The sequence below is a fragment of the Nonomuraea glycinis genome, from assembly GCF_014646515.1.
In the GTDB taxonomy this organism is placed as follows: domain Bacteria; phylum Actinomycetota; class Actinomycetes; order Streptosporangiales; family Streptosporangiaceae; genus Nonomuraea; species Nonomuraea glycinis.
Genome location: NZ_BMNK01000012.1, coordinates 13,188 through 39,297, shown reverse-complemented (window position 1 = coordinate 39,297; position 26,110 = coordinate 13,188). Strand labels below are relative to the sequence as shown.

Annotated in this window: 19 protein-coding genes, 1 tRNA gene and 1 pseudogene; 14 read left to right on the top strand and 7 right to left on the bottom strand. The window is 67.1% G+C overall.

Annotated features, from left to right (window positions below):
- Together bagA and bagB are read left to right on the top strand one after the other, a co-directional pair.
- The gene (bagA, locus tag IEY87_RS29330; protein ID WP_189142058.1) at positions 1 to 1,002 is read left to right on the top strand and encodes an ATPase BagA; all 1,002 of its coding nucleotides are present in this window, start codon (positions 1 to 3) and stop codon (positions 1,000 to 1,002) included.
- The gene (bagB, locus tag IEY87_RS29325; protein ID WP_189142057.1) at positions 999 to 2,132 is read left to right on the top strand and encodes an ATPase BagB; all 1,134 of its coding nucleotides are present in this window, start codon (positions 999 to 1,001) and stop codon (positions 2,130 to 2,132) included. Before bagA ends, bagB begins: the two co-directional genes overlap by 4 nt.
- Before the next feature lie 51 nt (positions 2,133 to 2,183).
- On the opposite strand, the gene IEY87_RS29320 is transcribed toward bagB, so the two are convergent.
- Complete coding sequence (locus IEY87_RS29320; RefSeq protein ID WP_148036282.1) at positions 2,184 to 2,480, bottom strand: WhiB family transcriptional regulator; 297 nt, start codon at positions 2,478 to 2,480, stop codon at positions 2,184 to 2,186.
- Positions 2,481 to 2,721: 241 nt separating this feature from the next.
- Here IEY87_RS29320 and IEY87_RS29315 point away from each other — a divergent pair, with 241 nt between their 5' ends.
- Positions 2,722 to 4,974: a transglycosylase domain-containing protein gene (locus IEY87_RS29315; protein ID WP_225277399.1), complete on the top strand. Its 2,253-nt coding sequence runs from the start codon at positions 2,722 to 2,724 to the stop codon at positions 4,972 to 4,974.
- A 101-nt stretch (positions 4,975 to 5,075) separates the two neighbouring features.
- Here IEY87_RS29315 and IEY87_RS29310 read toward each other — a convergent pair whose 3' ends face one another.
- Positions 5,076 to 5,531 carry a GatB/YqeY domain-containing protein gene (locus IEY87_RS29310; protein WP_189142055.1) on the bottom strand — a complete coding sequence of 152 codons (456 nt, stop codon included), beginning with the start codon at positions 5,529 to 5,531 and terminating at the stop codon, positions 5,076 to 5,078.
- A gap of 59 nt (positions 5,532 to 5,590) precedes the next feature.
- Here IEY87_RS29310 and IEY87_RS29305 point away from each other — a divergent pair, with 59 nt between their 5' ends.
- On the top strand, positions 5,591 to 6,484 hold the full coding sequence (locus IEY87_RS29305; protein WP_189142054.1) for a metallophosphoesterase: 894 nt from the start codon (positions 5,591 to 5,593) through the stop codon (positions 6,482 to 6,484).
- Positions 6,485 to 6,545: 61 nt separating this feature from the next.
- A tRNA-Pro gene (locus IEY87_RS29300) sits at positions 6,546 to 6,619 on the top strand.
- A gap of 279 nt (positions 6,620 to 6,898) precedes the next feature.
- On the opposite strand, the pseudogene IEY87_RS29295 reads toward IEY87_RS29300, so the two are convergent.
- A pseudogene (locus IEY87_RS29295) lies at positions 6,899 to 7,033 on the bottom strand (IS5/IS1182 family transposase); the annotation flags it as partial.
- Positions 7,034 to 7,156: 123 nt separating this feature from the next.
- On the opposite strand from IEY87_RS29295, the gene IEY87_RS29290 reads away from it, so the two are divergent.
- Positions 7,157 to 10,828 carry a YobI family P-loop NTPase gene (locus IEY87_RS29290; protein ID WP_189142053.1) on the top strand — a complete coding sequence of 1,224 codons (3,672 nt, stop codon included), beginning with the start codon at positions 7,157 to 7,159 and terminating at the stop codon, positions 10,826 to 10,828.
- Positions 10,829 to 11,106: 278 nt separating this feature from the next.
- Here the strand turns inward: IEY87_RS29290 and IEY87_RS29285 are convergent, their stop codons facing one another.
- Genes IEY87_RS29285 through IEY87_RS29275 form a run of 3 tightly spaced genes read right to left on the bottom strand, consistent with a single transcriptional unit; the run spans position 11,107 to position 12,874 of the window.
- Positions 11,107 to 11,343 carry a helix-turn-helix domain-containing protein gene (locus IEY87_RS29285; protein ID WP_189142052.1) on the bottom strand — a complete coding sequence of 79 codons (237 nt, stop codon included), beginning with the start codon at positions 11,341 to 11,343 and terminating at the stop codon, positions 11,107 to 11,109.
- Entirely contained in the window at positions 11,340 to 12,434 is a 1,095-nt protein-coding gene (locus tag IEY87_RS29280) for a DNA-methyltransferase (RefSeq protein WP_225277400.1), read from the bottom strand. The genes IEY87_RS29285 and IEY87_RS29280 overlap by 4 nt, the downstream gene beginning before the upstream one ends.
- A complete protein-coding gene (locus IEY87_RS29275) occupies positions 12,431 to 12,874 on the bottom strand; it encodes an XF1762 family protein (RefSeq protein ID WP_189142051.1) in 444 nt (147 codons plus the stop codon). The genes IEY87_RS29280 and IEY87_RS29275 overlap by 4 nt, the downstream gene beginning before the upstream one ends.
- A gap of 364 nt (positions 12,875 to 13,238) precedes the next feature.
- On the opposite strand from IEY87_RS29275, the gene IEY87_RS46020 reads away from it, so the two are divergent.
- The 8 genes from IEY87_RS46020 to IEY87_RS29235 all read left to right on the top strand — a co-directional run bounded on the left by IEY87_RS46020 (position 13,239) and on the right by IEY87_RS29235 (position 25,496).
- Complete coding sequence (locus tag IEY87_RS46020) at positions 13,239 to 14,465, top strand: pilin (protein WP_225277401.1); 1,227 nt, start codon at positions 13,239 to 13,241, stop codon at positions 14,463 to 14,465.
- A gap of 59 nt (positions 14,466 to 14,524) precedes the next feature.
- Positions 14,525 to 15,988, top strand: coding sequence for a conjugal transfer protein TrbL family protein (locus tag IEY87_RS29265; protein WP_189142050.1), 1,464 nt, complete (start codon positions 14,525 to 14,527; stop codon positions 15,986 to 15,988).
- Entirely contained in the window at positions 15,985 to 16,917 is a 933-nt protein-coding gene (locus tag IEY87_RS29260; RefSeq protein WP_189142049.1) for a PrgI family protein, read from the top strand. Before IEY87_RS29265 ends, IEY87_RS29260 begins: the two co-directional genes overlap by 4 nt.
- Complete coding sequence (locus tag IEY87_RS29255) at positions 16,914 to 18,659, top strand: VirB4 family type IV secretion system protein (protein ID WP_189142048.1); 1,746 nt, start codon at positions 16,914 to 16,916, stop codon at positions 18,657 to 18,659. Before IEY87_RS29260 ends, IEY87_RS29255 begins: the two co-directional genes overlap by 4 nt.
- Entirely contained in the window at positions 18,659 to 21,034 is a 2,376-nt protein-coding gene (locus IEY87_RS29250; RefSeq protein WP_189142047.1) for a type IV secretory system conjugative DNA transfer family protein, read from the top strand. Before IEY87_RS29255 ends, IEY87_RS29250 begins: the two co-directional genes overlap by 1 nt.
- Positions 21,031 to 21,879, top strand: coding sequence for a replication-relaxation family protein (locus tag IEY87_RS29245; protein WP_189142046.1), 849 nt, complete (start codon positions 21,031 to 21,033; stop codon positions 21,877 to 21,879). The genes IEY87_RS29250 and IEY87_RS29245 overlap by 4 nt, the downstream gene beginning before the upstream one ends.
- A 101-nt stretch (positions 21,880 to 21,980) precedes the next feature.
- Positions 21,981 to 22,742, top strand: coding sequence for a C40 family peptidase (locus IEY87_RS29240; RefSeq protein WP_189142045.1), 762 nt, complete (start codon positions 21,981 to 21,983; stop codon positions 22,740 to 22,742).
- A gap of 468 nt (positions 22,743 to 23,210) precedes the next feature.
- The gene (locus IEY87_RS29235; protein ID WP_225277402.1) at positions 23,211 to 25,496 is read left to right on the top strand and encodes a SpoIIE family protein phosphatase; all 2,286 of its coding nucleotides are present in this window, start codon (positions 23,211 to 23,213) and stop codon (positions 25,494 to 25,496) included.
- Between the two features lie 80 nt (positions 25,497 to 25,576).
- On the opposite strand, the gene IEY87_RS29230 is transcribed toward IEY87_RS29235, so the two are convergent.
- Positions 25,577 to 26,059, bottom strand: a complete 483-nt coding sequence (locus IEY87_RS29230) for a hypothetical protein (RefSeq protein ID WP_189142044.1) — start codon at positions 26,057 to 26,059, stop codon at positions 25,577 to 25,579.
- Between the last annotated feature and the right edge of the window lie 51 nt (positions 26,060 to 26,110).

Genomic DNA, 26,110 nt, shown 5'->3' with positions numbered 1-26,110 from the left:
GTGGACTCTGCGGACACGGATTGGGACGGCGTGCGACTCCACGTCGTCACCGGCAAGGGCGGCACCGGCAAGACGACGGTCGCCGCCGCCCTCGCCCTCGCGCTCGCCTCGGGCGGCCACAAGGTGCTTCTGGTGGAGGTGGAGGGCAGGCAGGGCATCGCGCAGATCTTCGATCTGCCGCCGCTGCCCTACGAGGAGCGCCGGATCGCCGTGGCCCCCTCAGGGGGTGATGTGTACGCGCTGGCGATCGATCCCGAGGAGGCCATGCTCGAATACATGGAGATGTTCTACGGGATGCGCCGGGCGGGACGGGCGCTGACCAAGATGGGCGTCGTCGACTTCGCCACCACCGTGGCCCCCGGCTTTCGTGACGTGCTGGTCACCGGCAAGACCACCGAGGCCGTGCGTAGGCGGGGCAAGGACGGCAAACGGGTGTACGACGCGGTCGTCCTCGACGCGCCGCCCACCGGCCGCATCACGCGCTTCCTGAACGTCACCCAGGAGGTGGCCGGCCTGGCCAAGGTCGGTCCCATCAAAAACCATTCCGACTTGGTTCATGGAGTCGTAAAAAGTCCGGAAACAGCCGTTCATTTCGTGACGCTTCTTGAGGAGATGCCGGTCCAGGAGACCCTCGACGGCATCGCCGAAGTGCGCACGGCCGGGCTGGCCACCGGCGGCATCTTCATCAACATGGTGCGCGAGAGCCTCCTGCCCCAGGCGACCCTCGACGCGGCCGCCCAGGGCCGCTTCGACATCGGCGACCTCGCCCTCGGGCTCAAGTCCGCCGGGCTCGCCGACGGCGCCGACGCCACCTCCCTCGCCGAAGGACTCGCCGAGGAGATCGTCGAACACGCCCGCCGCACCGAGCTGGAGCAGCAAGAACGCGAGTCGCTCGGCGAAGCCGCCCTGCCCCGCTACGAGCTGCCGCTGCTCACCGACGGCGTGGACCTGGCAGGGCTGTATGAGCTGGCCGAGAGCATCCGCACCCAGGGAGCAGCGTGAAGAAGCCCGCCGTCCTCGACATCGACGCCATCCTCGACGACCGGGGCACCCGGATCATCGTCTGCTGCGGCGCGGGCGGCGTGGGCAAGACCACCACGGCCGCCGCGCTCGGCCTGCGCGCGGCCGAGCGCGGCAGGTGCGTGGTGGTGCTGACGGTGGACCCGGCCCGGCGCCTGGCCCAGTCGATGGGGCTGACCGAGCTGGACAACACCCCGCGCCTGATCAGCGAGAGCGACGGCGGCGGGCAGCTGTTCGCGATGATGCTCGACATGAAGCGCACCTTCGACGAGATCATCGAGGCGCACGCCGACCCCGAGCGGGCCCGCCAGATCCTGTCGAACCCCTTCTACCAGTCGCTGTCGTCGAGCTTCTCCGGCACCCAGGAGTACATGGCGATGGAGAAGCTGGGCCAGCTCCGCCGCTCCAACGAGTGGGACCTGATCATCGTCGACACGCCGCCCTCGCGGTCCGCGCTCGACTTCCTCGACGCGCCGGAACGCCTCGGCCGCTTCCTCGACGGCCGGTTCATCCGGCTGCTGACCGCCCCGGCCAAGGCCGGTGGGCGCAGCGCCTTCCGGCTGCTCAACGCCGGCTTCGGGATCGTCGCCGGCGCCATGACCAAGCTGCTCGGCGCCCAGGTGCTCACCGACCTGCAGACGTTCGTCTCGGCGCTCGACGCGGTCTTCGGCGGCTTCAGGCAGCGAGCCGAGCTGACCTACAAGCTGCTCCAGGCGCCGGGCACCGCCTTCGTGGTCGTGGCCGCGCCGGAACGCGACGCGATGCGCGAGGCCTCCTACTTCGTCGAGCGGCTCGCCGAAGAGCGCATGCCGCTGGCGGGCCTGGTGGTCAACCGGGTGCACGAGTCACCCGCCGCCACGCTCTCAGGAGTACGCAGCGCCGCCGCGGCCGAAGACCTGGCGGCCAAGGGCGAGCACGAGCTGACCGCCGCCGTCCTGCGCCTGCACACCGGCAGGATGCAGCTCGCCGCGCGCGAGCATCGAGAGCAGGAGCACTTCGTCAGCGCGCACCCCACGGTGCCGGTCGCGCAGGTGGCCGCCATGGCCGAGGATGTCCACGACCTGGAGGGCCTGCGCCGCATCGGAGAGCTCCTGGCCAACGCACCTGGTTAACGCATGAAAGTACGGCCGGCGACGGCACCGGCCGTACTCATGCGAGGACCGTCAGCCGGCGATCAGCTCATTGGTCCGTTCGTACTCTTCCTTCGCCGACTCGAGCAGCTCTCGCCACGAGTCCACGTCAGGACGCCGCCGCAGCAGCGCTCGCCGTTCGCGCTCGGTCATACCGCCCCACACCCCGAACTCGATGCGATTGTCCAACGCATCGGCGAGGCATTCGGTACGGACCGGGCACCCTCGGCAGATCAGCTTGGCCCTGTTCTGGGCAGCTCCCTGGACGAACAGCGCGTCCGGATCCGCACCTCTACAGGCGGCACGGGAGGTCCAATCCGTGATCCACATTTTCGACCCCACTCCCCTTAGGTGGTCAGTCGTCATTTGGGGCCGACGGGCGCGGGCGCCGAGCCTCCGTATTCAGTTGCCGCATTGAGAACGTACGCAACGAGACGTTCGGGCCGACAGACCCCAGAGGACCAATTTCTCGCCGTAGTCTTGACCGGGAATGACTAGTCACCCCCGCCAGTCAAGGCGAAATGGTGGTGCGATACCGATAACGTCACCCTTTCGACGTACTCTTGGTCCTGTGCAAGCTCGTGGCAAAGATCGCTCCTCGCCGGTTCTCAACGTTCTCAAGCTGATCGTGGCCGGCTCCATCGCCGGTGTGCTGGCCGCTGCCGTGGCGCTGCCCGCGGTCGGCGGCGCGGGAGTCTCTGCCAAAAGCGGCATGGAACTCCTCGACCTCAAGCCCGAAGATCTTACTGAGCCGCCGCTCTCCGAGCGCACCAAGCTGGTGGACGCCGACGGCAAGCAGATCGCCCAGTTCTACTTCGAGAACCGCCAGTCCGTGACGCTGGACCAGGTCGCGCCCATCATGCGGACAGCACTCATCGCGATCGAGGACTTCCGCTTCTACCAGCACGGCCCCCTCGATCTCGAAGGCACGACCCGGGCGTTGATCAAAAACCTTACCACCGGCGGCGTCACCCAAGGCGGATCCTCGATCACCCAGCAGTACGTCAAGCAGGTGCTGGTCAACGCCGCCGAGACGCCCGAGGAGCAGGCCGCGGCCATCGCGCCGACGGTCTCCCGCAAGCTCAGCGAGCTGCGCAACGCGATGGCGATCGAGGAGAAGTACACCAAAGACGAGATTCTGATGAAGTATCTCAACATCGCCTACTTCGGCGCCGGGGCACACGGCATCCAGGCCGCCGCCAAGCGCTTCTTCGACAAGCCCGCCTCCAAGCTCAACCTCGTCCAGGCCGCCACGCTCGCCGGCGCGGTCCAGAACCCCGCCAGGACCGACCCGAACGTCGGCCCGGCGTCCAGGAAGCTGCTGCTGGAACGGCGCAACACCGTCCTCGACCGGATGCGTCAGCTCGAGATGATCACGCAGGCGGAGGCCGACGAGGCCAAGGCGAAGAAGCTCGGTTATAAGGACGTCAAGTTCCCCGGCGGCTGCGAAGTCAGCGATTATCCGTACTTCTGCCTCTATGTGCAGAACGAGATCCTGCTCAACGAGGACTTCGGCAAGACCGCCAAGGACCGTCTCAAGCTCCTGCAGCGCGGCGGCCTGACCATCAAGACCACGATCGACCCGAAGATGCAGAAGGCCGCCGAGAAGGCCATCAAGAACATGGTCAGCACCAAGGACAAGCCGGTCGCCGCCCAGGCGATGATCGTGCCGGGCACCGGTGAGATCAAGGCGATGGCGGCCTCCCGCAAATTCGGCGGCAACAAGAAGAAGAACGAGATCAGCTACAACCTGGTCGCCGACGTCGCGCACGGCGGCGGCCGCGGCTTCCAGCAGGGCTCGACCGCCAAGGCCTACACCCTGGCCACCGCGCTCGAGGAGGGCCTGAAGTACAAGGACGGCTTCCCGGCCCCGGCCGGCTACGAAGCCTCCGGCTACAGCACCTTCAAGGACTGCAAGGGCAAGCCCGTCGGCGACCCGACCCACACGGTCCGCAACTCCAGCGAGGGCGGCGGGGGCTTCAAGACCCTGCAGACCGGCACCTGGGGCTCCGTCAACACCTTCTTCATGAAGCTGGAGCAGAAGGTGGGGCTCTGCAAGGTCGTCAAGCTGGCCAAGCGCATCGGCCTCAAGCGGGCCGACGGCAACAAGCTCGGCGAGTTCGAGACGTTCACCCTCGGCATCAACGAGGTCGACCCCGTCACCGTCGCCAACTCCTACGCCGTCTTCGCCGCCCGCGGCAAATACTGCCAGCCGCTCGCGGTGACCGAGGTCAAGGACCGCGACGGCAAGATCACCCGGTTCAAGCCCAAGTGCTCGCAGGTCATGGACGAGAAGGTCGCCGACGCCGTCAGCGGCATCCTCAAGGGCGTCTTCTCCCCCGGCGGCACGATGGCCGCGGTCGGCGGCATCGGCCGCGACGCCGCCGGCAAGACCGGCACCACCGACGGCTACACCGCGGCGTGGTTCGCCGGCTACACCCCGAACCTGGCCTCCGCCGTCAGCGTCGGCGACCCGCGCGGCGCCTTCACCCACGACCTCGTCGGCGTCACCATCGGCGGACGCTACTACCCGTACGTGTACGGCTCGTCGATCGCCGGCCCCATCTGGAAACAGTCCATGATGTCCGCGCTCAAGGGCGTCGAGGCGACCAGGTTCCGCTCGGTCGACCAGTCCCGCTTCGGCGGCTGCAGCGACCACTGCGCGCCCAAGCCCAAGAAGAAGAAAAAGGACGACGACGGCTTCGACTTCGGCGATCGTTTCGACGTCCGGGACGATGACCGCGGCAATGACCGTCGTGATGACCGCGGCGGCGACCGGGGCATCTTCGACTGGGACGACAACCCGCTGGTCAACAACGACTGACGCGGTACGGGCCCCCGGCGGTCACCGCCGAGGGCCCGTACACGCCGACCCGTGCCGACCCCCAGCGGTCACCGCTGAGAGCCCGCACGCGCCGACCGCCGTCAGGACGCCAGCCGTGACCGCACGGCGGCGGCCACCCTGCCTCCTTCGGCCCGCCCGGCCACCTTGGGGTTGACGGCCTTCATGACCTGTCCCATGGCCTGCGGCCCGGAGGCCCCCGTCTCGGCGATGGCCTCGTCGACGAGCCGGCCCAGCTCCTCGTCCGACAACTGCGCCGGCAGGTATTCCTCCAGCACCGCCTGCTCGTCGAGCTCCGCCTGAGCCTGCTCGGCGCGCCCGGCGTTGCCGAACGCCTCCGCCGCCTCCCGCCGCTTCTTGGCCTCCTTGGTCAGCACCTTGACGACCTCGTCGTCGGAGAGCTCCCTGGCCTGCTTGCCCGCGACCTCCTCGACGTTCACCGCCGCCAGTGCCATCCGAATCGTCCGGAGACGAACCTCGTCCCGGGCTTTAAGCGAGACCGTCAGATCGGCCTTCAGCTTGTCCTTCAATGCGCTCATGCGGTCCATCTTGCCGCTTGCGCGGACGGGCCGTGCCGGATGTCGGGCATCATGAAGGGGTGAGGAAAGCTGTCGCGGTGCCCCTGTCAGTGCTCGGCCTCGGCCTGGCCGGCCTCGGATACGCCTCGGTCGTGGAGCGCAACTGGTTCCGGTTGCGCCGCTTCGACGTACCGGTCCTGGAGCGGGGACAGCGTCCCGTACGCATCCTGCACCTGTCGGACCTGCACCTGACACCGCGCCGGACGATGCTGATCAACTGGGTGCGCTCCCTCGGCTCCCTGGAGCCCGACCTGGTGGTCAACACCGGCGACTCCATCGCCCACCCCGAGGCCGTCCCGTCGCTGCTGCACGCCCTGGAGCCGCTCCTGTCGCGCCCAGGCCTGTTCGTGTACGGCTCCAACGACCTCTACGCGCCCAAGCCCAAGAACCCCGCCCGCTACCTCTGGCGCACCTCCAAGAACGACCGCCGCCAGCACACCCCCTCCCTCCCCTGGGAGGAGCTCGGCACCGGCATGGCGGCCGAGGGCTGGCTCGACATGAACAACACCACGGCCCGCATCAAGGTCGGCGACCTCGACGTGGCGGTGGCGGGCATCCACGACTCCCACATCAACCGCGACCGCTACGACCTCGTGGCCGGCCCCGCCCCCGCCGACGCGGACCTCCGCCTGGGCGTCATGCACTCCCCCGAGCCGCGCAACATGACCCGCTTCGCCGACGACGGCTACCAGCTCCTGCTGGCCGGCCACACCCACGGCGGCCAGCTCTGCATCCCCTTCTACGGCGCCCTGGTCACCAACTGCGGCATCGACCGGGCCCGCGTCAAGGGCCTGAGCCGCCACGCCGCGTCCTGGCTGCACGTCTCCGCCGGCCTCGGCACCTCGCCGTACGCCCCCGCCCGCTTCGCGTGCTTCCCCGAGGCTTCACTGCTGACGCTGGTGCCTCGGCGGTGACGGTCACAAGCACCCGCGAAGTCGGCTAGACTTTCCCAGGCACGCGCAAGTTGGTGTGCAGCGGGGTGTAGCGCAGCTTGGCAGCGCGCTTCGTTCGGGACGAAGAGGTCGTGGGTTCAAATCCCGCCACCCCGACAGTGTAGTAGCAGGACAAGGGCCTGATCGCTGGAGACAGCGATCAGGCCCTTGATCGTTTGACCGTCATTTGACCGCGGCTCTGAACGCCTCTACGGGTCACTGACAGGTTCAAAAAAGTTCTTCTGGGCACCTTGATCGCTGAATCGGTGCCGGTCTGCCGTCTCTCACGGTTCAAAGCAACGAGCAGCTACCGCAGATGCTGCCCTTGAGCATGGTTTTGCCCACGCGACAGCCGCGGACAATGGCGCCGCCGCTTGAACGGCGTCCAGATCGTGTAGCACCCTGATAGTCCTTGTCCGAGAAGGTCGTCACGTCGGCGCCGGCTAAGACGTCGATCAAGGCGACGGTCGCGTCATGAACGGCGCCGGGCAACGCAGGAGAGGCCCACCCCAGCCGGCCCATGGGATCGGAACCGGTCGGGAGGGTGTGGACACACGCCCCCTCCCGACTCTGCCGACGTTCGCCCAGCTCATGCCCCGGATTCAGCATCAGGCGTGACCAACAACTGCGGACCCCGGGCATAGGATTCCGTCCATGTTACGAGTACGCCCGGCCCGGCAGTCCGCATCACAGCCCGATGTGCCGGTCCTGCGGAGTCTCGGGCCCACGTACGAAGAGAACCTGCATGGGCGGCACGCCGCGGTCCTCCTCAAGGTTCTGACCGACAAGTCGGTGAACGCCGCGAGGAACATCGCGCTCGCGGGGCACTACGGCAGCGGAAAGAGCAGTGTCATTCGCGGCGTCCAGGCGGGGCTGGATAAGCGGAAGATCAGCTGGGTCAATCTGTCGCTGTCGAGCCTGGGCGTAGGCGACACGAAGCGGGCACGCATCCAGGATGACAGCACCCTCGCTCCACTGACGAACCTCATCCAGAAGGAGATCGTCAAGCAGTTGCTCTACCGGAAGGCCCCTGCGGACATGCCGGGGTCGAGGTACTTCCGTATCGACTCATTCAGGCCCTGGCCGGCTGCGGTCTGGAGCGCCCTGGCCGCTGTAGGGTCCTTTGTGGTCGCGGTCCTGCTCGGGTTGGTGGAGCGCGTGAAGCAGGTGGGACCCCAGGCCGTGGTCACCAGTCATGACTGGGTTCCGTGGGTCATCGTCGCTGGGTTCGGCGTGTTCCTGGCTGTGATCTGCTTTCTCGGCTTGCGTGCTCTGCAAAGCCGAGTGCGCGTGGAGAGCGTCTCCGCGGGCGGAGCGGCCGTCACGCTGAGAGCCAAGGAAAACTCGTACTTTGATGAGTACCTCGACGAGATCGTCTACTTCTTCCAGAAGACGCGCACCCAGGTTGCGATCTTTGAGGACCTGGACCGGTTCGGAGACCCACACATCTTCGAGACGCTACGCGAACTGAACACCGTCTTGAACAACTCCGAGCAGATCAGGTCACGGCCGGTTCGGTTCGTGTATGCGGTCCGCGACAGTATCTTTGAGCAACTCACCATCGATATTGCCCCGGACAGTGATGCCGATGCCGATGCGGTAGCACTTCGTGCATCTGTTCTCGAGTCCGCTCCGTCAGCGAACAGAACAAAATTCTTCGACCTGGTTGTCCCGATGGTTCCGTTCATCACGCACCGGTCGGCGCGGGATCTGTTGATGGCGGAGTTCTCCGAATCGGATGAGAAGCCTTCGACTGCACTGGTGAATCTGGTTGGCGGGCGTCTGACTGACATGCGCCTGATTCGCAACATCTGCAATGAGTTCGAGATCTACCGTGCCGCGGTCCTGGGAGAAAAGGGCCTCAAAAACCTCACTGCGGACCGGTTGTTCGCGATGATGGTTTACAAGAACCTGCATCTGGAGGACTTCGAGGCCATCCGGCTCGGCACGAGCAAGATCGACGACGCCTACCGGGCTTTCCGCGACATGGTCACGTATCAGGCGGACCACCAGTCGGCGGTCAGCAAGGAGGTGCTTGACCGGATTGCGGCGAACGCCTTGTGGGACAAGCACGCGAAGGCCGCTGGTGAACGGCTCCAGAAGATACTGCAGATCGTTCACCAGGCGTCGCGGCTCAACGGCAAGCCGGCCCTGTGGTATCAGTCGGAGCGCTACCCGCTCGCGACTCTTACATCCGGTGACTTTTGGAGATCGCTGCACAAGACCCGCAAAGAGGTGAACCTTATCCACCCTCACCCGGGACAGGGTGGCGTCACCCTGTCGTTCGATGAGGTGATCGCGCTGGTCGGAGATGACGCCGCTGCGCTGGTCGATGCCGATGTCGCACGTCTCCAGCGTGCCTCCCGGGATGCGCAGGAGACGAAGGACTTCGTTGCGAAAGCCACGATGGCGCAACTCATGGCCAGGACGGACCTAGTCATGCCCGCTGACGACGGCGTGAAGCGCAATTTGGATACCATCGTTGCCGACCTCGTGTCGCCCTTGGCCCACGACCTCCTCGCCAAAGGTTATATCGACGAGAACTTCACTTTGTACTGCTCGGATTACCACGACATCGCTATCAGCGTCAGCGGGATGAATTTCATCCTCCATTGCGTCCAGGCGGACCGCGCAGACCACCGCTTCCGATTCGACGAGGCTGCCTCCATCGACGCCGTTGAGAAGGAAATGGGCGCTCGCTTCCTCGACGGCGAGAGCGTCTTCAACCTTGAGGTCTTCGATCACTACCTGCCCACACGCCCCGAGCGACTTGACAAGGCTTTCGACAAGCTCGTCATGCGTTCCGGGACCGACTCCACTTTCATCGATATGTACCTCATGGATGGCGATTCCAGGGCGCTCTTCGTAAGCCAACTGGCTCCTCTCTGGAAGGGCTTGTTCGTCCATCTGGTCGAGAAGGCCCCGTTCGACCTCCCGGCGGCCATTGAGCTCGTCGATGCCGCTGTCCTCAGCGCTGATCGAAACGTCGACTACGACTCCTCAGACCGGGTGGAAAAGTTTCTCTCGGAGCATTACGCCCAGATGCAGGCATTTGTCGGCACCGTGGAGACATCACAGGCGGCTGACCTGGCGGTCCTGGTTCGTCGTCTCGGCGCCCAGGTCAGCGACCTAACGGTGCTGGGGGACGCACAGCGTGAGGCGGTCGTCACGGCTAGCCTGTACCCGGTCACGAGGGCGAACCTGTCCGCGGCACTCAGTGAAGGTACCCCGCTGGCCCTCGACGTGGTGAAGGCTACCAACGCGACCGTCTACGAGCACATCCTCAACAACCTGGACAGCTACCTCCATGCCTGCCAGGAGGGCGAAGTGACCGTCGATGCCTCGGAGGAGTTCGTCGCGGTGCTGAATGACGTCGCCGGTGCCGCCGAATCGGCGGTGCTTCCGGTTGCGAAGGGCGCGTCGCAGACGTGCGAGGTAGCCAACCTGGATGAACTCGACGAAACGGCATGGACTGCAGTGGTGTCAGCGAGCCGGTTCGCGCCGACCGCCTGGAACGTGAGCCAGTTCGTAGCTAAGTTCGGCGTCCGCGAGGAACTGGTGAAGAACCTGAACAGCATCGACCTCACCGAGGTCGAGGGGGTGAAGGAGGAGTCCAGGTACGACCTCGGGTATGCGCTGACACATGCCGAGAACCTGGACTCGGCAGCGAGGGTCCGGTTGGTGAAGCAGCTCGAGCTCTCCGGCAAGTTGGATCCCGAGCGCCTGACGGGCGCCGGGCTTGAGCTGCTCCCGGCGCTGCTGGGTGCCGAACTGGTGCCCGATGCCGCCGAGACATATGCGTGTGTGGGCGGTAGCCCGTTCGCGGTCCGCGAGGAGTACTTCGCGGCGTCCAAGAACCTGGCGTCCTACGTATGTGAACTACCGCTATCGAGCGACGACCTGCCCAAGCTCATGCGGAGCCCGCGTGTGGTACCGGCCGTCAAGCGGGCAATCGCCGATGACGCGGAGTACGTACACAGCCGGTTGTCCCAGCAGGGTGCCATCGCGATCTGCGAGTGGGCGGCCATGGGCAACACGGTCTCGGTGGATCTGCTGGTCAAACTCAGCAAAGCCGGAGCGCCCGCCGAGCACATCCTGAGTCTGCTGGAACCCCACCTTTCTGGCATTGAGCTACCGGTGTTGGACCAGATTCTTTTGGCGCTGGGCGACGAGTACGAACCGCTCACCAGGACCGGTGGCCACCGTCCCAAGCTGAAGGAACTGGACGGGACGAAAGAACTGCTCAACGAGCTCAAGCGTCACGGCCGGGTCAGTTCGTTCCGCCCCGGGAAGATCCATGGCATCCGGGTCATCATGCGTCGTTGACACCCCACCAACGGGGTTCGAGAGTCCAAGGAGTACTGCGAGGCGCTGGTATTGCGCATAGACCAGGTGAAGTCGAACGGCGGTAGCGTCTCCTACGCCGAGCGTTGGCTGGCATGGACTCAACAGCACATCGGATGAACCCCTTCAAGAAGTTGCTGGCTATGCCCGTATGGCCCAGAGGAGAATCGCCTCAAATAGGGATGATCGGCTCTCTGTCTCGGAACCGGCAAAGAGCCCCGTCTGCTTCTGAGCGACGAGGCTCTCATCACTTCCGGACTTCAGACGCCAGAGCCGAAGGTACTCCGTACGTTCTCTTTGTCTGCGCCGATCAGGCCGAGCAACTCGATGGTCGGTACGCGGTACGTGTCGCCGACCTTGATGACGCGGCAGGGGAACTCGTCCCGCTGGACCAGGCGATAGGCGGTGTTCCTACTCAGGCCCAGAGCGCGGGCCGCCAAGAGGAGCGGCACCACTGCGGGCAGGGCCTGTACCTCGGCAAGGGTCAGCGGCCTCATGGAGTGTCCTCCTTGCTTCCGCCGCCGAGAGTCGGGCACTCATCCACGTGACAACTTGTCGGGCTGGAATTCACCGGCTCTGCTGCCCCCCGAGGGGGCCCTGGGAGGAGCCGGGCTCGGGCGAGTTGGCAGTAGTCAGGGTTGAGTTCGATGCCGGCGAACTTCCTGCCGAGTTGCCGGGCGGCAATACCGGTCGTGCCGCTGCCGGTGAACGGGTCCAGGACGGTGCCGCCGGGGCGGCAGCCGGCGGCAATGGCCCGGAGCGGGATGTCGATCGGGAAGGTCGCGAAGTGTGCCGCCCGCAGCGGACGGGTGGAGATCTGCCAGACATCTCCCGGGTTCTTGCCGTCGGGGTGAGCTGTGGTGTGCCGCTGTCCGGTGGGGCGCATGGCTGTCCCGTGCCGCGGGCCTGCCGCGTCCTCGCCGGTCATGCCGTACTTGCCGGATGGCGGCCAGGGTGTCTTGATGCTGTTCGGCTTGTTGCCGCCGACGCGGGCGCGTCTGGTGAGTGAGCGGTCTCCGGTGTAGGTCTGGCGGATCGGGTCCAGGTCGAACCAGTAGGTCCGCTGCTTGACCAGCAGGAAGATCAGCTCGTAGCGGTTGGACAGCCGGTCGCGGACGGACTGCGGCATCGCGTTGGGCTTGTGCCAGATGATGGCGTTGCGCAGGATCCAACCGTCCTCTTGCAGGGCGAAGGCGACCCGCCAGGGCATCCCGAGCAGGTTCTTGGGTGGTACGGCCAGGCGGGCCTTGGGACGCTTCTCCGGCTGCCGACGGTTGTAGGCATTGCCCCGGGCCCAGCCGTCGGAGTTGGCGGCGTAGCAGTCGCCCAGGTTCAGCCAGCACGTGCCGTCGTCGGCAAGCACCCGGCGGGCCTCGGCGAAGGTGGCCCGGAGGGTGTCGACGTACTCCTCCGGTGTGGGCTCCTGGCCGTACTGGCCTTCGCAGTAGTGCCGCAGGCCCCAGTACGGCGGGCTGGTGACAATGCAGTCCACCGAACCGCCGCCCATCTCGGCCAGCACCTGGCGGGCGTCTCCCTGGTAGATCGCCGCGTGCTCATCGCTCCAGTACGGCTCACGCATGGCGCTCATGAGCGCCCTCCGAGGACCGTGATCTCCCACAGGATGCGGCTGAGGCCGGCTCCCCGATCGGCGCGACCGGCCTTGTCCCAGCGGGCCGCGGGGTGGGCGACCCGACGGAACCCAGCGGCGCGCAGGCTGGTGCCCGGCTCGTCGGTGCGCGTGTGGGCGATCAACCGCCGGTACCCCTTCGCCCGGCTGAGCCGCCAGGCGGCGCCGAGCAAGGCCGAGCAGGCGTTGGGCGTGCCGTCCGTGGACAGGCAGGTGACCTCGGCGGTGTGGCCGTCGTCGAAGGCCCGGCAGATGGGCCGGTCGACGAACGCGACTCCGACGAGGGCTCCGCCCGCGGACTGCACGCCGATGACGAACTCGGCGTCCACCGGCGGAGCGAGGTGCCGGTGGGTCCAGGCGGTGAATGCCCGCGCGGTCCCGATCGTGATCGGCGAAATCATCAGCCGTCGATCCTCCGACCGCGCCGGATTGTTCAGTTCACCGTCGTGGACGGTCTTCTGGATCCCATTCCAGTTCTCCATTGTTCTGTCGGGACACGTTTCTCCGGATGTACGCCTCCAGGAGCCGCTGGTGCGGCGCTGAGGGCGTGTGACCAGGAGAGCAGCGGGCTCAGAGTCCTCTCAGATGCTGGCCAAAACCGCTCAAATAAGACGGTTCAGAGGCTGCCGAGTCGCCCAGAGAAGCATCGCGATACGAAGTTCTGAAGAACTTCTGAGCGAATACCCCATCGACCTCTGAGCTGTTTCTGAGGTGCTGCGTAGACCGGTTTCGAGACCACGAAGCTTTCTCGACCCGGAGTACGACATGAGCGCGCATCGCCTCACCGAATCGCCCCTGGACACCGCGGAGACCTCGTTCCGGCTGCTGACGACGGGCCCCGGCAGCCTGCCCCTGAACGGCTCCACGATCGCCGCCGAACTGCCCCGAGGCATGGTGTGCCTGCGGGAGCTGCGGATGCTACTCACCAGCCGGCACGTCAGCGACGACACCCGCGACGCCGTCTGGCGAGAGCTGGTCACCCGGGCACGCCAGTCCGGCTCCACCTGGACCGTCGCCGCCGTCGGGATGGCGATCCCCGCGCTCCGCATGATCGCACTCTCACTGACCCGCACCCTGTCCTGTGGTGATCCCGTCGACGTCGACAGCGCGATCATGGCGGGCTATCTGCGGGCCATCCACCGCGTGGACGTCGACCTGCCAGACATCCGCCCCCGCATGTGCGAGGCGGCCCGCTGCGCGGGCCAGCACGCCATCCGGTACATGGCCGAGCGGCAGCGCACGGATGAGTCAACGTCTCCCCGGCGCCCCTGGTTTCACCCCGACCTCGTACTGATCGACGCGGTGGCCGACGGCGTGCTCAGCGAGCTGGACGCCGAGCTGATCACCCTGTCGCGGCTGGAAGACGTACCCCTGCGAACGCTCCGGACGGTCCTCAAGCGGCACCACCGCGACCTGCCACCAGCGCAGCTGCAGGATTCCGAACCCTCGTCCACAGCTGTGGACGAGGAAGCGCAGCACACGGCTTCCGCGCGGAGCCAGGGAACTCCGGATGCAGAAACGGCAACCGACCCGAAGGGAGGCAGGGGCACGACCCCTGACTCCGCGCGGATCTCCCCTAACCACCCATCCGTCGCGGGCCGCGCCCGCCGCACCGGACAGCAGAACCCAGCCCGGCACCCCACCGGCCGCCGCCCGCCTTCCACGCGTTGGATCGTCACCTGGGCCCTGGCCGTAACGGCAGTCACCGTGCTGCTGATTGCCGCTGTGGCAACGGGCGCGTTTGCCGCCTCTGCCGTTCCCTCAGACCTGAACTCGGTGCTCAACAACCTGCGGAACTGGATGATCGGCCTCCTCGCCGGGCTGGCCACGCTGATGCTGACCATCGGCGGGCTGCGTTACCTGGTGGCCGGAGGCGATCCCGGCGAGGTCCAGAAGGCGAAGGGCGCCTTGAAAGCCGCAGCGTTCGGCTACGCACTGGCTGTACTGGCCCCGCTGTTCGTGAGCGTCCTTAAGCGGATCGTGGGCGGGTGAGCGCGATGCCTGCCCTGCGCAGCGGCAGACCGGCAATGCGACTGACCGTCGTTGCCGCCATGGCAGTAGACGTCCTTGCCACAGTGGACACCGCACAGGCCGCTACTCCGGCACCGTCCCCCTCCCCATCCGAGCTGGGTGATGTCCCGCTACCGGCGAGTCCGGGGTTCGGGTTCCAGATCGGTGACTGGATCAACGGCCAGATCAACTCCTGGTTCGCGAACCTCGTGGCCATGGCGATCAAGCCGCTACTGGAACTGCTGGCGGCGACGCTGCTCGCGACTCCCGATGTCTCGGGCAGCGGCAGGGTGTTCGACCTGTGGAAGGCCAATGCCGCCATCGCTGATGCCGGGTTTGTTCTGCTCGCCACCGTCGGCGCCATCGCGGCCATGGGGCATGGGACGGTGCAGACCCGCTATGCGGTCAAGGAGGTCCTGCCCCGGCTGTGCGTCGCCTTCCTGGCCGCGAACACGAGCTTCCTGATCTGCGGCAAGGTCATCGAGCTGTCCAACGCCCTGTCAACGGCACTGCTCGGGCAGGACTTCGACGCCCGCCGGGCTGCGATGACCCTGCGGTTCCTGGTCATCGTCTCCGGCGATCAGGAGATCTTCTACGTCCTGCTCGCCCTGGTCGCGGTCGTCCTGCTCATCGTGCTGCTGATCTCGTTCGTCATGCGGGCCGCACTGGTGCTGCTAATGGTGGTCGCCGCACCGCTCGCCTTGGCCTGCCTGGCTCTGCCGTACACCGACGGGCTGGCGCGGTTCTGGTGGCGCGCCTTCACCGGACTTCTGCTCATCCAGGTCGCCCAGTCACTCACGCTGGCCCTGGCGGTACGGATCTTCTTCAACCAGGACGGCCGACTTCTCCTCAGCATCGCGCCTACCGGACAACTCATCAACCTGGTGCTCGCCCTCTGCCTACTGATCATCCTGATCCGCATCCCGGGTTGGATCAGCCGGAGGATCTTCGCCCAGACCGCCGGCCGAGGCTCGGCGATCATCCGGATCATCAAGTACGCCCTGGCGTACAAGCTCACCTCGCCAGTTCTGAACGCCCTGCATCTCGGCCGTGGCAGAGGAGGTGGGCGGGGCAGCGGAGCCTCCAGGACTGCGGCGGCCTCCGCCATGACGAGCAGGGTGCTGCCCGCCGTTGCCGGAGGTCCTGCCGGTACGGCTGCCGCCGGTGTGGCAACGGCAGCCTCCGTGGCCCGTGGAGGTGCCGGACCGATCAAGCACGCGCCCGTTGCCGCGCGCCGCCCGGCCCAGTCCGGCCACTCTCGTCCTGCCTCGCAGGCTTCCCGGCCCATTTCCAAGAACACCCCGGTGTACGGGTATCCGCGCGAGACCTACTACGCCAACGGCCCTGCTGGTCTGGGCCAGTTGTACTGGCTCCGCAACCAGAACAGCCCTTCTGCGCCACGGCCTGCCCGCTCTCCGGTCCCACCGGTCGTGTTCCGGCCTCCCGTCTATCCCGCTTCCGGTCCCATCGACCGGCCCGAGAACCCCGGAGGGGACGGCCGATGAACTGGGTGCAGCCAGTCCGCATCCCTGCCGACGTGGAGCAGGAAGACCGGATCGTAGGTGGCCTCACCGCCCGCCAGGTGGTCATCCTCGGGGGCACTGGAGGCCTTCTCTACACCGCCTATCTGATCTTCGGCGATCGGGTGCCGCTGGTGGTGTGCGCGGCGGCGGTGCTTCCGGTTGGGATCCTCGGCATCCTGCTGGCGATCGGTCGGCGTGACGGCGTTTCCCTGGACCGGTACCTGCTGGCCGCGATCCGTCACCAGCGTTCCCCGAAGTCCCTGATCTCCACGCCGGGGAACGTCCCACCGCCCCCGCCCTGGGTCGCCGCCCGGCCCTGTCGCCGTCCCGCACCCCTTCGCCTACCCGCACGCGGGGTGATAGGTGATGGGCTGATCGATCTCGGGCCGGACGGCGTCGCGGCCGTTGCGGAGGTGTCCACGGTCAGCTTCGCGCTCCGAACACCCGACGAGCAGGACGCGCTGGTCGCGGTGTTCGGACGCTGGCTCAACTCGCTGTCCGGCCCCGCCCAGATCCTGGTCCGCGCTGAGCGGGTGGATCTCACCGAGACCATCTCTACCTTGGTCGGGAACGCCCGCGAGCTTCCCCATCCGGCTCTGACCGCCGCCGCGCACGAGCACGCGGCGTTCCTCGCGGACATCTCCGCACGTCACGACCTGCTCCGCCGCCAGGTGCTGCTGATCATCCGCGAGCCATCCGCGAAGGGCTCCGACGCGGCTGTGGCCCGCGCCCTGCGACGCCTGGAGGAAGCGGGCCGGCTGCTGTCGGTGTGCGGGCTGACCGTACGCCTGCTGGACGCCCGCGCCGCGAACGCGCTGCTGACCTCCTGCTTCGACCCGGCCGCTCCGTCCATTCCCGATGCCGAGTTCGCGACGCAGGACGAGGTCGTCACGAGAGGAGAACACCGATGAGACTCTCCCGCAGACGCACGGCCCCCACCGGGTTCGGCCCGGACGCGGTCCAGGTCCGGCCGAGGGACCTGAGGATCGGTGACGGGCTGTGCGCCACCCTTGCCATCAGCGGCTACCCACGCGAGGTCACCCCCGGCTGGCTGGAACCGCTCCTCACCTACCCCGGCCGCCTGGACGTGTCGCTGCACGTCGACCCGGTCCCGTCGCTGGTCGCCTCAGACCGGCTGCGCAAGCAGCTCGCCCGGCTGGAGTCGGGACTGCGCAGCGACCAGCAGCACGGCCGGCTACTGGATCCCGGCGCGGAAGTCGCCGCCGAGGACGCCCAGGACCTGGCCTCACGGATCGCGCGAGGGCAGGCCAAGCTGTTCCGCGCCTCGATCTACCTCACCGTCCACGCGGGCACCCAAGAGGAACTGGACGACGCGTGCGCCCAGGTTCGCGCACTGGCCGCCTCGCTCCTGCTGGACGCCCGGCAGGTCGCCTTCCGCCAGCTGCAGGGCTGGGTGTCCTCGCTCCCGCTGGCCTACGACAACCTGGAGATGGGCCGTACGTTCGACACTTCCGCGCTCGCGGCGGCGTTCCCGTTCACCAGCCCTGATCTGACCTCCGAGCTGGGGCCGACCACTGTCCTGTACGGCGCGAACGCCGCCAGCGCGTCGTTGGTGGCCTGGGACAGGTTCGCCCAGCCCAACCACAACTCGACGATCATCGCCAGCAGCGGGGCCGGGAAGTCGTACCTGGCCAAACTGGAGGCGCTGCGCTCGCTGTACGCCGGGATCGAGGTCGCGGTCATCGACCCCGAAGACGAGTACGCCCGAATGTGCGCGGCGGTCGGCGGGGCCTATCTCCACCTGGGCGCGCCGAAGGTGCGGCTCAACCCCTTCGACCTTCCTCGGGAGAGCCGTCGGGACGGTGATCCGCTTACTCGGCGGGCTCTGTTCCTGCACACGCTTGGCGCGGTCATGCTCGGTGGCCCGCTGGACAAGGGGAGCAAGGCAGCCCTGGACCGGGCGATCATCGCCGCGTACAAGCAGGCAGGAATCACCTTCGACGAGCGCACCTGGGACAAGCCGCCACCCCTTATGAGCGATCTGGTAAGCGCTCTTACCGAAGATGGCGATCCCAAAGCCGCCGAGGTGGCTGCCGGGCTCGCGCCATACGTGGCCGGTAGCCACCGTCAGCTCTTCGACGGCCACACCACGACCCGGCCCGACTCCCACCTGATCGTCTTTTCACTCCGCGACCTGCCCGACGAGCTGAAGGCCGTCGGCACGCTGCTCACTCTGGACGCGGTCTGGCGTCGGGTCTCCGATCCACACAACCGGCGTCCACGCCTGGTCGTGGTCGACGAGGCGTGGTTGCTCATGAAAGACCCCGAAGGCGCGAAGTTCCTGCTGCGCATGGCGAAGGCGGCCAGGAAGCACTGGGCGGGACTGTCCGTGGTCACCCAGGATGCCGCCGACCTACTCGGGTCCGACATCGGGCAGGCGATCATCGCCAACTCCACCACGCAGATCCTGCTCCGGCAGGCGCCCCAGGCCATCGACGCAGTCGCGGACGCCTTCCGCCTCTCCGACGGCGAACGCCAACTCCTGCTGTCCGCGGATCGCGGATTCGGCCTATTGGCCGCCGATGCCGGAGCTGCTCGGGTGGCCTTCCAGGTGCTGGCCAGCGAGCAGGAGCACCGGCTCGTCACGTCGTCCCCGCAAGAGCTGGCCGAGTACGAGGAGGACGGACTCTGATGCTGCGCGATCTTCTTTACGCCCCGGACGCACTCCTGGATCTGACGCTGACCTGGCTAGAAGCGCACACTTGGGACCTTGCCATCCTGATAGCGGCCGCCGCGTTCGTGATCGATTTGCTGCGCTTTCTGCTCGCACGGCTCCGGCACCGCGCTCTCATCAAGGGCGCGCGATGCGTGGAGATTCTGGCCCCGCCGGTCGCGGACATGCCCGGTGCGAAGGCGCTGTGGGGCAACCTGGTCGGCCTGCTGCGTCCGGCCTGGAAGCGCATCCTGTTCGGCCAGCCGCACCTGGCCTTCGAGTACGTCTTCGGCGCAGGCGGCGTGCGGATCCGGCTGTGGGTGCCCGGCAGCGTTCCTCAGCACCTGGTCGAGCATGCGATTGAGGCCGCCTGGCCGTCCGCGCGTACCGCGGTGCTGGAGGCTGCTCCACCCGTTCCGCTGGCTGGGCGGGCAACCGGTGGGCAGCTCAGGATCGCCCGTAGCGAGCGGCTCCCGATTCGGCACGACCACGATCACGACCCGCTGCGGGCTCTCCTCGGAGCCGGGGTGGGCATGCCCACCTGGCAGCACGCCACCGTACAGGTCCTGGCTCGGCCCGCTTCCGGCCGCCGTCTCTCCCACGGGACCGCCGGCATCTTGGCATCCATGCTCCGAGGCGTTCTTGATCTCATCTCGCCCGGCCCGGCGCATCCCCGGCACCGGACAGATCACAGGTCGCAGGATTACGCCGTACGGCTGGAGCAGTACGCCGAGGCCCGCGCCAGCCGGGACAAGGCGCTGCGCCCCAGGTACGAGGTCGCCGTCCGCTACGCCGTCCAAGGTGACGACGGCAAGGGCCGTGAAGCTCGCAGGGCGCGGCGCAGCGCCATTCGGGGCCGCGCGCACGCGATCGCTTCCGCGTTCGCCCTGTTCTCCGGCCACAACCGGCTCGAACGGCACCGCCTCCCGCTTGCCGCGCGCCATCTGGCCTCGCGGCGGCTCGGTCGCGGCTTCCTCCTGTCGGTGCCCGAACTGGCCGCGCTCGCCCATCTGCCGATGGACGCCGCCGTACCCGGGCTCCAACGAGCCGGAGCGAACACGGCCGCGCCCTCGCCCCAGGTCGCCCAGCACGGGAAGGTCCTCGGCTTCGCCGACGCCGGGCACGAGCGGCCGGTCGCGCTGCGGGTCATCGACTCCTGCCACCACGTGCACGTACTCGGACCGAACGGCACAGGCAAGAGCACCCTGCTCGCGCACATGATCCTCTCCGACATCCAGGCCGGACGCGGCGTAGCCGTGGTCGACGCCAAGGGCGACCTGGTCGCCGATCTCCTGGGGCTCATCCCCGAAGAGGCCGGGCAGCGCATCGCCCTGATCGACCCCGACGACCGCCACCCCCGGCCCGCGCTCAACGTCCTGAGCGGGGCCGACCGGGAAACGCTCGTGGACAACATCGTCGGCATCTTCCACAAGATCTACGCCGACTCCTGGGGCCCGCGCAGCGACGACATCCTGCGCGGCTGCTGCCTCACCCTCTCCCGGAACGGCGGCACGCTCGCCGACATCCCGGCGCTGCTCACCGATCCGGTCTACCGAAGGCAGCTCGTCGACCAGATGGACGACAGCTTCCTGCTGGGGTTCTGGAGCTGGTACGAGCACCTGTCGGAGCAGGCTCAGGCGCACGTCACCGCGCCCATCATGAACAAACTCCGGGCGTTCATGCTCCGCCCGTTCGTCCGCGACATCCTCGGCTCGGCCCAGTCCACGTTCGACGTCGGCGACATCCTCGACGGCGGGATCCTGCTCGCGCGGCTGCCCAAGGGGGTGCTCGGCGACGACACCGCCCGCCTGCTCGGCTCGCTCCTGCTGGCCCAGGTCTGGCAGGCCGCCTCCCATCGCGCCCGGCTCGGCCGTACCCGGGCACCGGCCGCGCTCTACGTCGACGAGACGCAGAACTTCCTGAACCTGCCGCACGCGCTGTCCGACATGCTCGCCGAGGCCCGCGCCTACCGGCTGTCGATGGTGCTCGCCCACCAGCACCTGGCCCAGCTCCCCCGTGACCTCCGGCAGGCGATCAGCTCCGACGCCCGCAACAAGATCTACTTCTCGCTCTCCCCCGAGGACGCCCGCGAGAACGAGCACCACTTCAGCCCGTACCTGGCTCGGCACGACCTGGCCAACCTGGGAGCCTTCCAGGCCGCCGCCCGCTTGGTCGTCCGCTCCGCCGAGACCGCGCCGTTCACGCTGCGCACCCGGCCCCTGCCCGAGCCCGACGCGGCGCTCGCCGCACGCATCCGAGCCGCCGCCGCCCAGGCGCATGGCCGTATACGCGTCCGCCCCGAAGCCCTTCCCGCCGACGACCCCCGGCAGCAGCCCAGAAAAGGAGAGTCATGAACGAGCACTACACACCCGGTGTCCTGGCCTCGCTCGCCACCCGGCTGACCGGCCGCGACCGCCATCTGCTCCGCCTGGTCTGGGCCCACAAGGTCCTGACCTGCCACCAGATCGCGTACGTCGCCTTCAACGACCCGATCACCGCGCGGCACCGCCTGGTCAAGCTGCACCGCATCGGCGTCCTAGACCGCTTCCGCCCCAAGCCGCCCGTCGGTTCAGCGCCCTGGCACTACGTGCTCGGCGAACCCGGCGCCGCCGTACTCGCCACTGAGGACGGCGTCGAACTGCCGGAGTTCGGCTACCGCCGCGACCGCGCCCTGTCGATCGCCTACAGCCAGCGGCTCTCCCACACCGTCGGGACCAACGGGGTCTTCGCCCGCTTGTACGGCACCACTCGCCGGACGAGCGGATGCCGGCTGGAAACGTGGTGGACCGAATCCCGCTGTGCGGTGCAGTGGGGCAAGTACGTGCGCCCGGATGCGTACGGCAGGTGGACGGAGAACGGCAGCACGCTGGACTTCTTCCTCGAATACGACACCGGCACGGAGACCTTCGACCGGGTCCTCGCGAAGCTGTCCGGCTACGCCGCCCTCACTGCGGCCACCGGCATCACCACTCCTGTTCTGTTCCTGACGAGCTCGAAACGCAGGGAAGGCAGTCTGCACGCTCGGCTCCAGCTCCGAGCTGCCCAGATGGCCGTGCCCTGCGCCACCGCCGTAGCTGGATCTGACGGGCCGGAAGGGCCGATCTGGCTACCGCACGACCGCCGTGACGTACGGCTCCGCCTCGCCGGGCTCGCCGAGCACTGGCCCCGAGCGGTGACTCGCACGGAAGGGCGCTGTTGATCGCCGAGACCGGCCTCACGAAGATCCTCCCAGCGGTAGGGGGTCTCGTATTCGGCGTCGTCCTGATCATCTCTGGGCTGGGCGGTGGAGCCAGATACGCAATGGCATTCGCCGACCTGGTGTGCTCCTACTCCTTCGCGCCCTCCCAGGCTGTTCTAGACACCGCCGACAGCCAGCGGACTCCGGGACTGAGCAGACCGCAGAATCTCAAGCTGTCCGCCGCCGAAGAGACCGAACTACGTGCGGTCATCAAGACCGCCGCCACGCTCGGCATCCCCAGGACTGATGCCATCAATGACGCGGCTTCCGTCCTCGCCGACCGGATGACCGGAGACGATCCCGCCGCAATCAGGAACCGTGCCGAGCAGGCTGTCACCGCGATCTCTGGTGAACTATGCACGGAGCTTTCGGCCGAGGGCCTCCCTTCGGACAGTGTGGCCGGGGTCGGCCGTGGGGCGGTAGCCGTACGGGCAGCACTTGCCATGCGGGGCGTCCCGTACTCCTGGGGCGGCGGCGGCCCGAACGGCCCCAGCTACGGCATCGGCCACGGAGCCCAGACGAAGGGGTTCGACTGCTCAGGGCTGGCCGAATACGCCTGGACCAGGGCGGGCACCCGAGTCGGAGGAGACACCTCCGCGCAGTGGAACGCCGGAACCCGCGTACCCAGAAGCCAGATCAGGCCAGGAGACCTGATCTTCTTCGCCCACAACTCGAAGAACCCAGCCACGATCCACCACGTCGGCATCGCGATCGACAGCACCCGCATGGTCCACGCACCGTCCACCGGAAGCACCGTACGGGTAGAAACATGGGCAGGCGTACCCAGCCGGGAGCAAGGATTCATCGGCATCGTCCGGCCCTAATGCAGCGCCAACACGCTCAGGAAGGATCGCGTGATGGCATACAGGTGGCGGATGGTTCACCGGGTTCTGGAGGCAAACCAGCCAAGCAGCCCCCACAGCGTTGCTCCACCAGCGGCGAGTCCACACAGGAGAGCAGCTGGCCATGTGGAACCGTCCGCGAGCATAAGGGCCGTAGCGATGCTGACGGCAGCCACCACCGCCAACGCGATTAAGACAACGCGTTCAGGATTCATCGGTTCTCCGTCTTAGCAGAGGCGGGGCGTCACTGGAGCCGCGCGATGCGCAGGAACTCCTTGTCGCCCGTGTCGCCATGCAATGGCGAGGATGCGATTGCATGAGCTCTAGAAAGTCAGAGCTCGCAACGTTGCACCACCCGCAACGGAACAAGTCGAGGCGTTGCAAGACATTGGCAACACACAAGAGCCGAACCTCGCCGTAGCACTCAACGGGAACAGCGATGATGGGCGGGTGAACGAGATCGCCCGTCGTCCGGTCGAGTTAGCATCCTTGAAGCCGGACCTCATTCCCCAAGTGATGGCCTGGGCCGCAGAGCTACGCACCCACTTCGCCACCCTGAACATGACGATCAGCTTGTTCGCCCGCCTCAGCCACATAGACAAGGGAGCCGTTTCCCGATACCTGAGCGGCGAGCGCGTGCCCACCGACCGGTCGTTCCTCGACCAGATCCTGGCCATGCGGGCAGGTCAGGGTACTGCGGTGACCGAAGAGGTTCGCGAACACCTGATAGAGCTGTATCTGGACGCTCTCAAAGCAACGCGCCCGCACGAGTATCGCATCCAGAAGGTCAGCGACGAGTTGGCGATCGCAGTCACCCGCTGGAAGGAAGCAGAACGCTACGCAGAGAGCCTGGAATACGAACTCAGCCGACGCACCCATACGATTGAGGGCCTGTCCAGCGAGAACGAGCGCCTTCGCGCAGCCTGGGATCGCGAACGTACTCAGCATTTCGACGAGATCGCTGAGCTGACCGAGCGGTTGAAAATGGCCCAGAACCGAGTTCATCAGGCCGAAGGTCGGGTCCAGAAACTCGAAGAACTGCTCGATCGGCTACAACCCCAGCACCAGCACGAGACCGACGAGGTGCGCTTCCGCTCGCTGGTGAAGGCCCAATCCCAGCTCGTCTGGATTACCTCGCCCACCGGCACTGTGGTCGAGGACGCGCCGCAGTGGCGTGCCATCACCGGTCAGAGCCTGGAGGACTATCTCGCCTACGGCTGGCTGGAGGCGGTGCACCAGGACGAGCGCCAGCAGACCGGGGAGGCTTGGAAGGAGGCGCTGCGTGGCCGGACGATGTTCGAGTGGAACTACCGCGTGCGCACCAGGGCCAGCGGGTTCCGCCACTTCGAGGTGCGCGCCGTGCCGATCATCCGCGATGGCCAGGTGGTCGAGTGGGTCGGCACCAACACCGACATGACCCTGCAGCACGAGGCCGAGGAGATGCGGGGCAGGCTGACCCACCAACTCGGCGCCGCCGCCCTGCGCACGGCCCGGCTGCAGGGCGCCACTGCCCAACTCGCCGAGGCGCTCACGGTCAGGCAGGTGGTACAGGTCATCATCAACGTCGGCCGCACCGCGCTGGCCGCCGATCGGTCCGCCGTCGCGCTGCTCGACACCGACCGCGCGGCGCTCAAGCTGATCCACGGCGAAGGCATCCCGGAGGCGTCGGTCCCCTTCAGCGAGGAGATCCCGCTATCCCACTCCAGCGTGATGACCATGGCGGTCAACAGCGGCAGGCCGGTCTTCGCCGAGTCACCCGTGAGTCTGAAGACGCAACTGCTGGAATCCGGCGGTGAGGAGACGCCGCTGACCGACTACCTCATCAGCAGCGACGAGCAGGCTTGGGTCGGTCTACCACTGCTCGCGGCGGGACGCGCGCTGGGCGCGTTGCGCTTCTCGTTCACTAGGCCGCAGAAGATCTGCCAGGAGGACGGTGTCTTCCTGGAGGCGCTGGCCGGCCAGTGCGCGCTGGCCGTGGAACGCGCCACATTGTTCGAACGTGAGCACCACACCGCCGAAACGCTGCAGCGCAGCATGCTGCCCGGCCGCCTACCGGTCATCAAGGGCCTGGAACTGGCCCAGCGCTTCCGCTCGGGCAGCCGCCACGTGCAGGTCGGCGGCGACTGGTACGACGCATTCGTGTTCCAGGACGGCCGGGTCGCAGCCGTTGTAGGCGACGTCATGGGCAAAGGCGTCAAGGCAGCGGCCTGGATGGGCCGCACCCGCAACGCCATGCGCGCTCTGGCGCTGACCAACCCGGCGCCCGCCGACGTGCTGACGGGACTCGACAGGGTCTTCGACGCCACTGAAGAGGAAGAGCAGGTCACCACCCTCGCCTACATGGTGGTCGAGCCGGTCACCGGTGAAGGCACGCTCGCCCTCGCCGGCCACCCGCCACCCATCCTGGTCTCCCCGCAGGGCACGGCGATTTTGTGCAACGCCGAGCCCGGTACCCCGCTGGGCTGGCCGACCAGCCGAAAGCAGTTCCGTTTCGTAGTGCCGCCCGGCCATACCGCCGTGCTCTACTCCGACGGACTGGTGAAGAACCGCAAGCGTGGGCTCGACGCCGGACTCGCAGAGATTTGCAGTGTTGTGAGTGAATCGCCACCTGAGGTGGTGGCGAATCCGTACATGCTGCTGGACTTCCTGGTTGACCGAATGCTGTCGGGATATGAACAGGACGATGACGTGGTAATGCTCGCGATTCACGTTCCTGCACCCATCTGCAGGCCGTAGGCTCGTGGTGACCGATCTCAGCCTTTCTTTTGTCGGAGAGTTCGAGTTGGTCAGAGGGCCGGTTCTTCGCGAACCGGCCCTCACTCCTCCAAGGATTGCTGGAGCAGGAGGAATCCGGGCATCGTTTCTCTTGGGCGGATCCCCACATCGAAGATCTCCGGCTCCTCGAAGACCGGCTCTCCGTTTGGGCGGCGCGCATAAGCGACCCGCCCGTAGTCCACGCCGTTCTCACGGTCAAAGCTCATCCAGGTGATGGCTTCCTGTTCACCCTCCCTGAGCGGGTGGTTCGAAACAGCCCGTAGAGCGATCGTGCTCGGCGGCCTGAAGATCCACACCTGTGGAACGGCCAGCACCCAGCGGTTGGCGCCGATGCCTTGCACCTTCTCCGCAGCCCTCGCCTCGAAGGCTGCCGCCGTAGCCGTGTCACGTAGGTAGTCGTAATCGCTCAGTACGAGCTTGCGCTCGCCCTCGATCGCGACGATGGCGGGACACTCCCGGGCCACGATGCTCTTCTCCAGACGCCGCACCACGTCCAAGAGCAGGTCCGCTGTCTCAGCGTTCATCTGGCCTTTCCTTCTGCCGCCGCACCCGTCAGGGGCCGAGAGCTGTGCCCG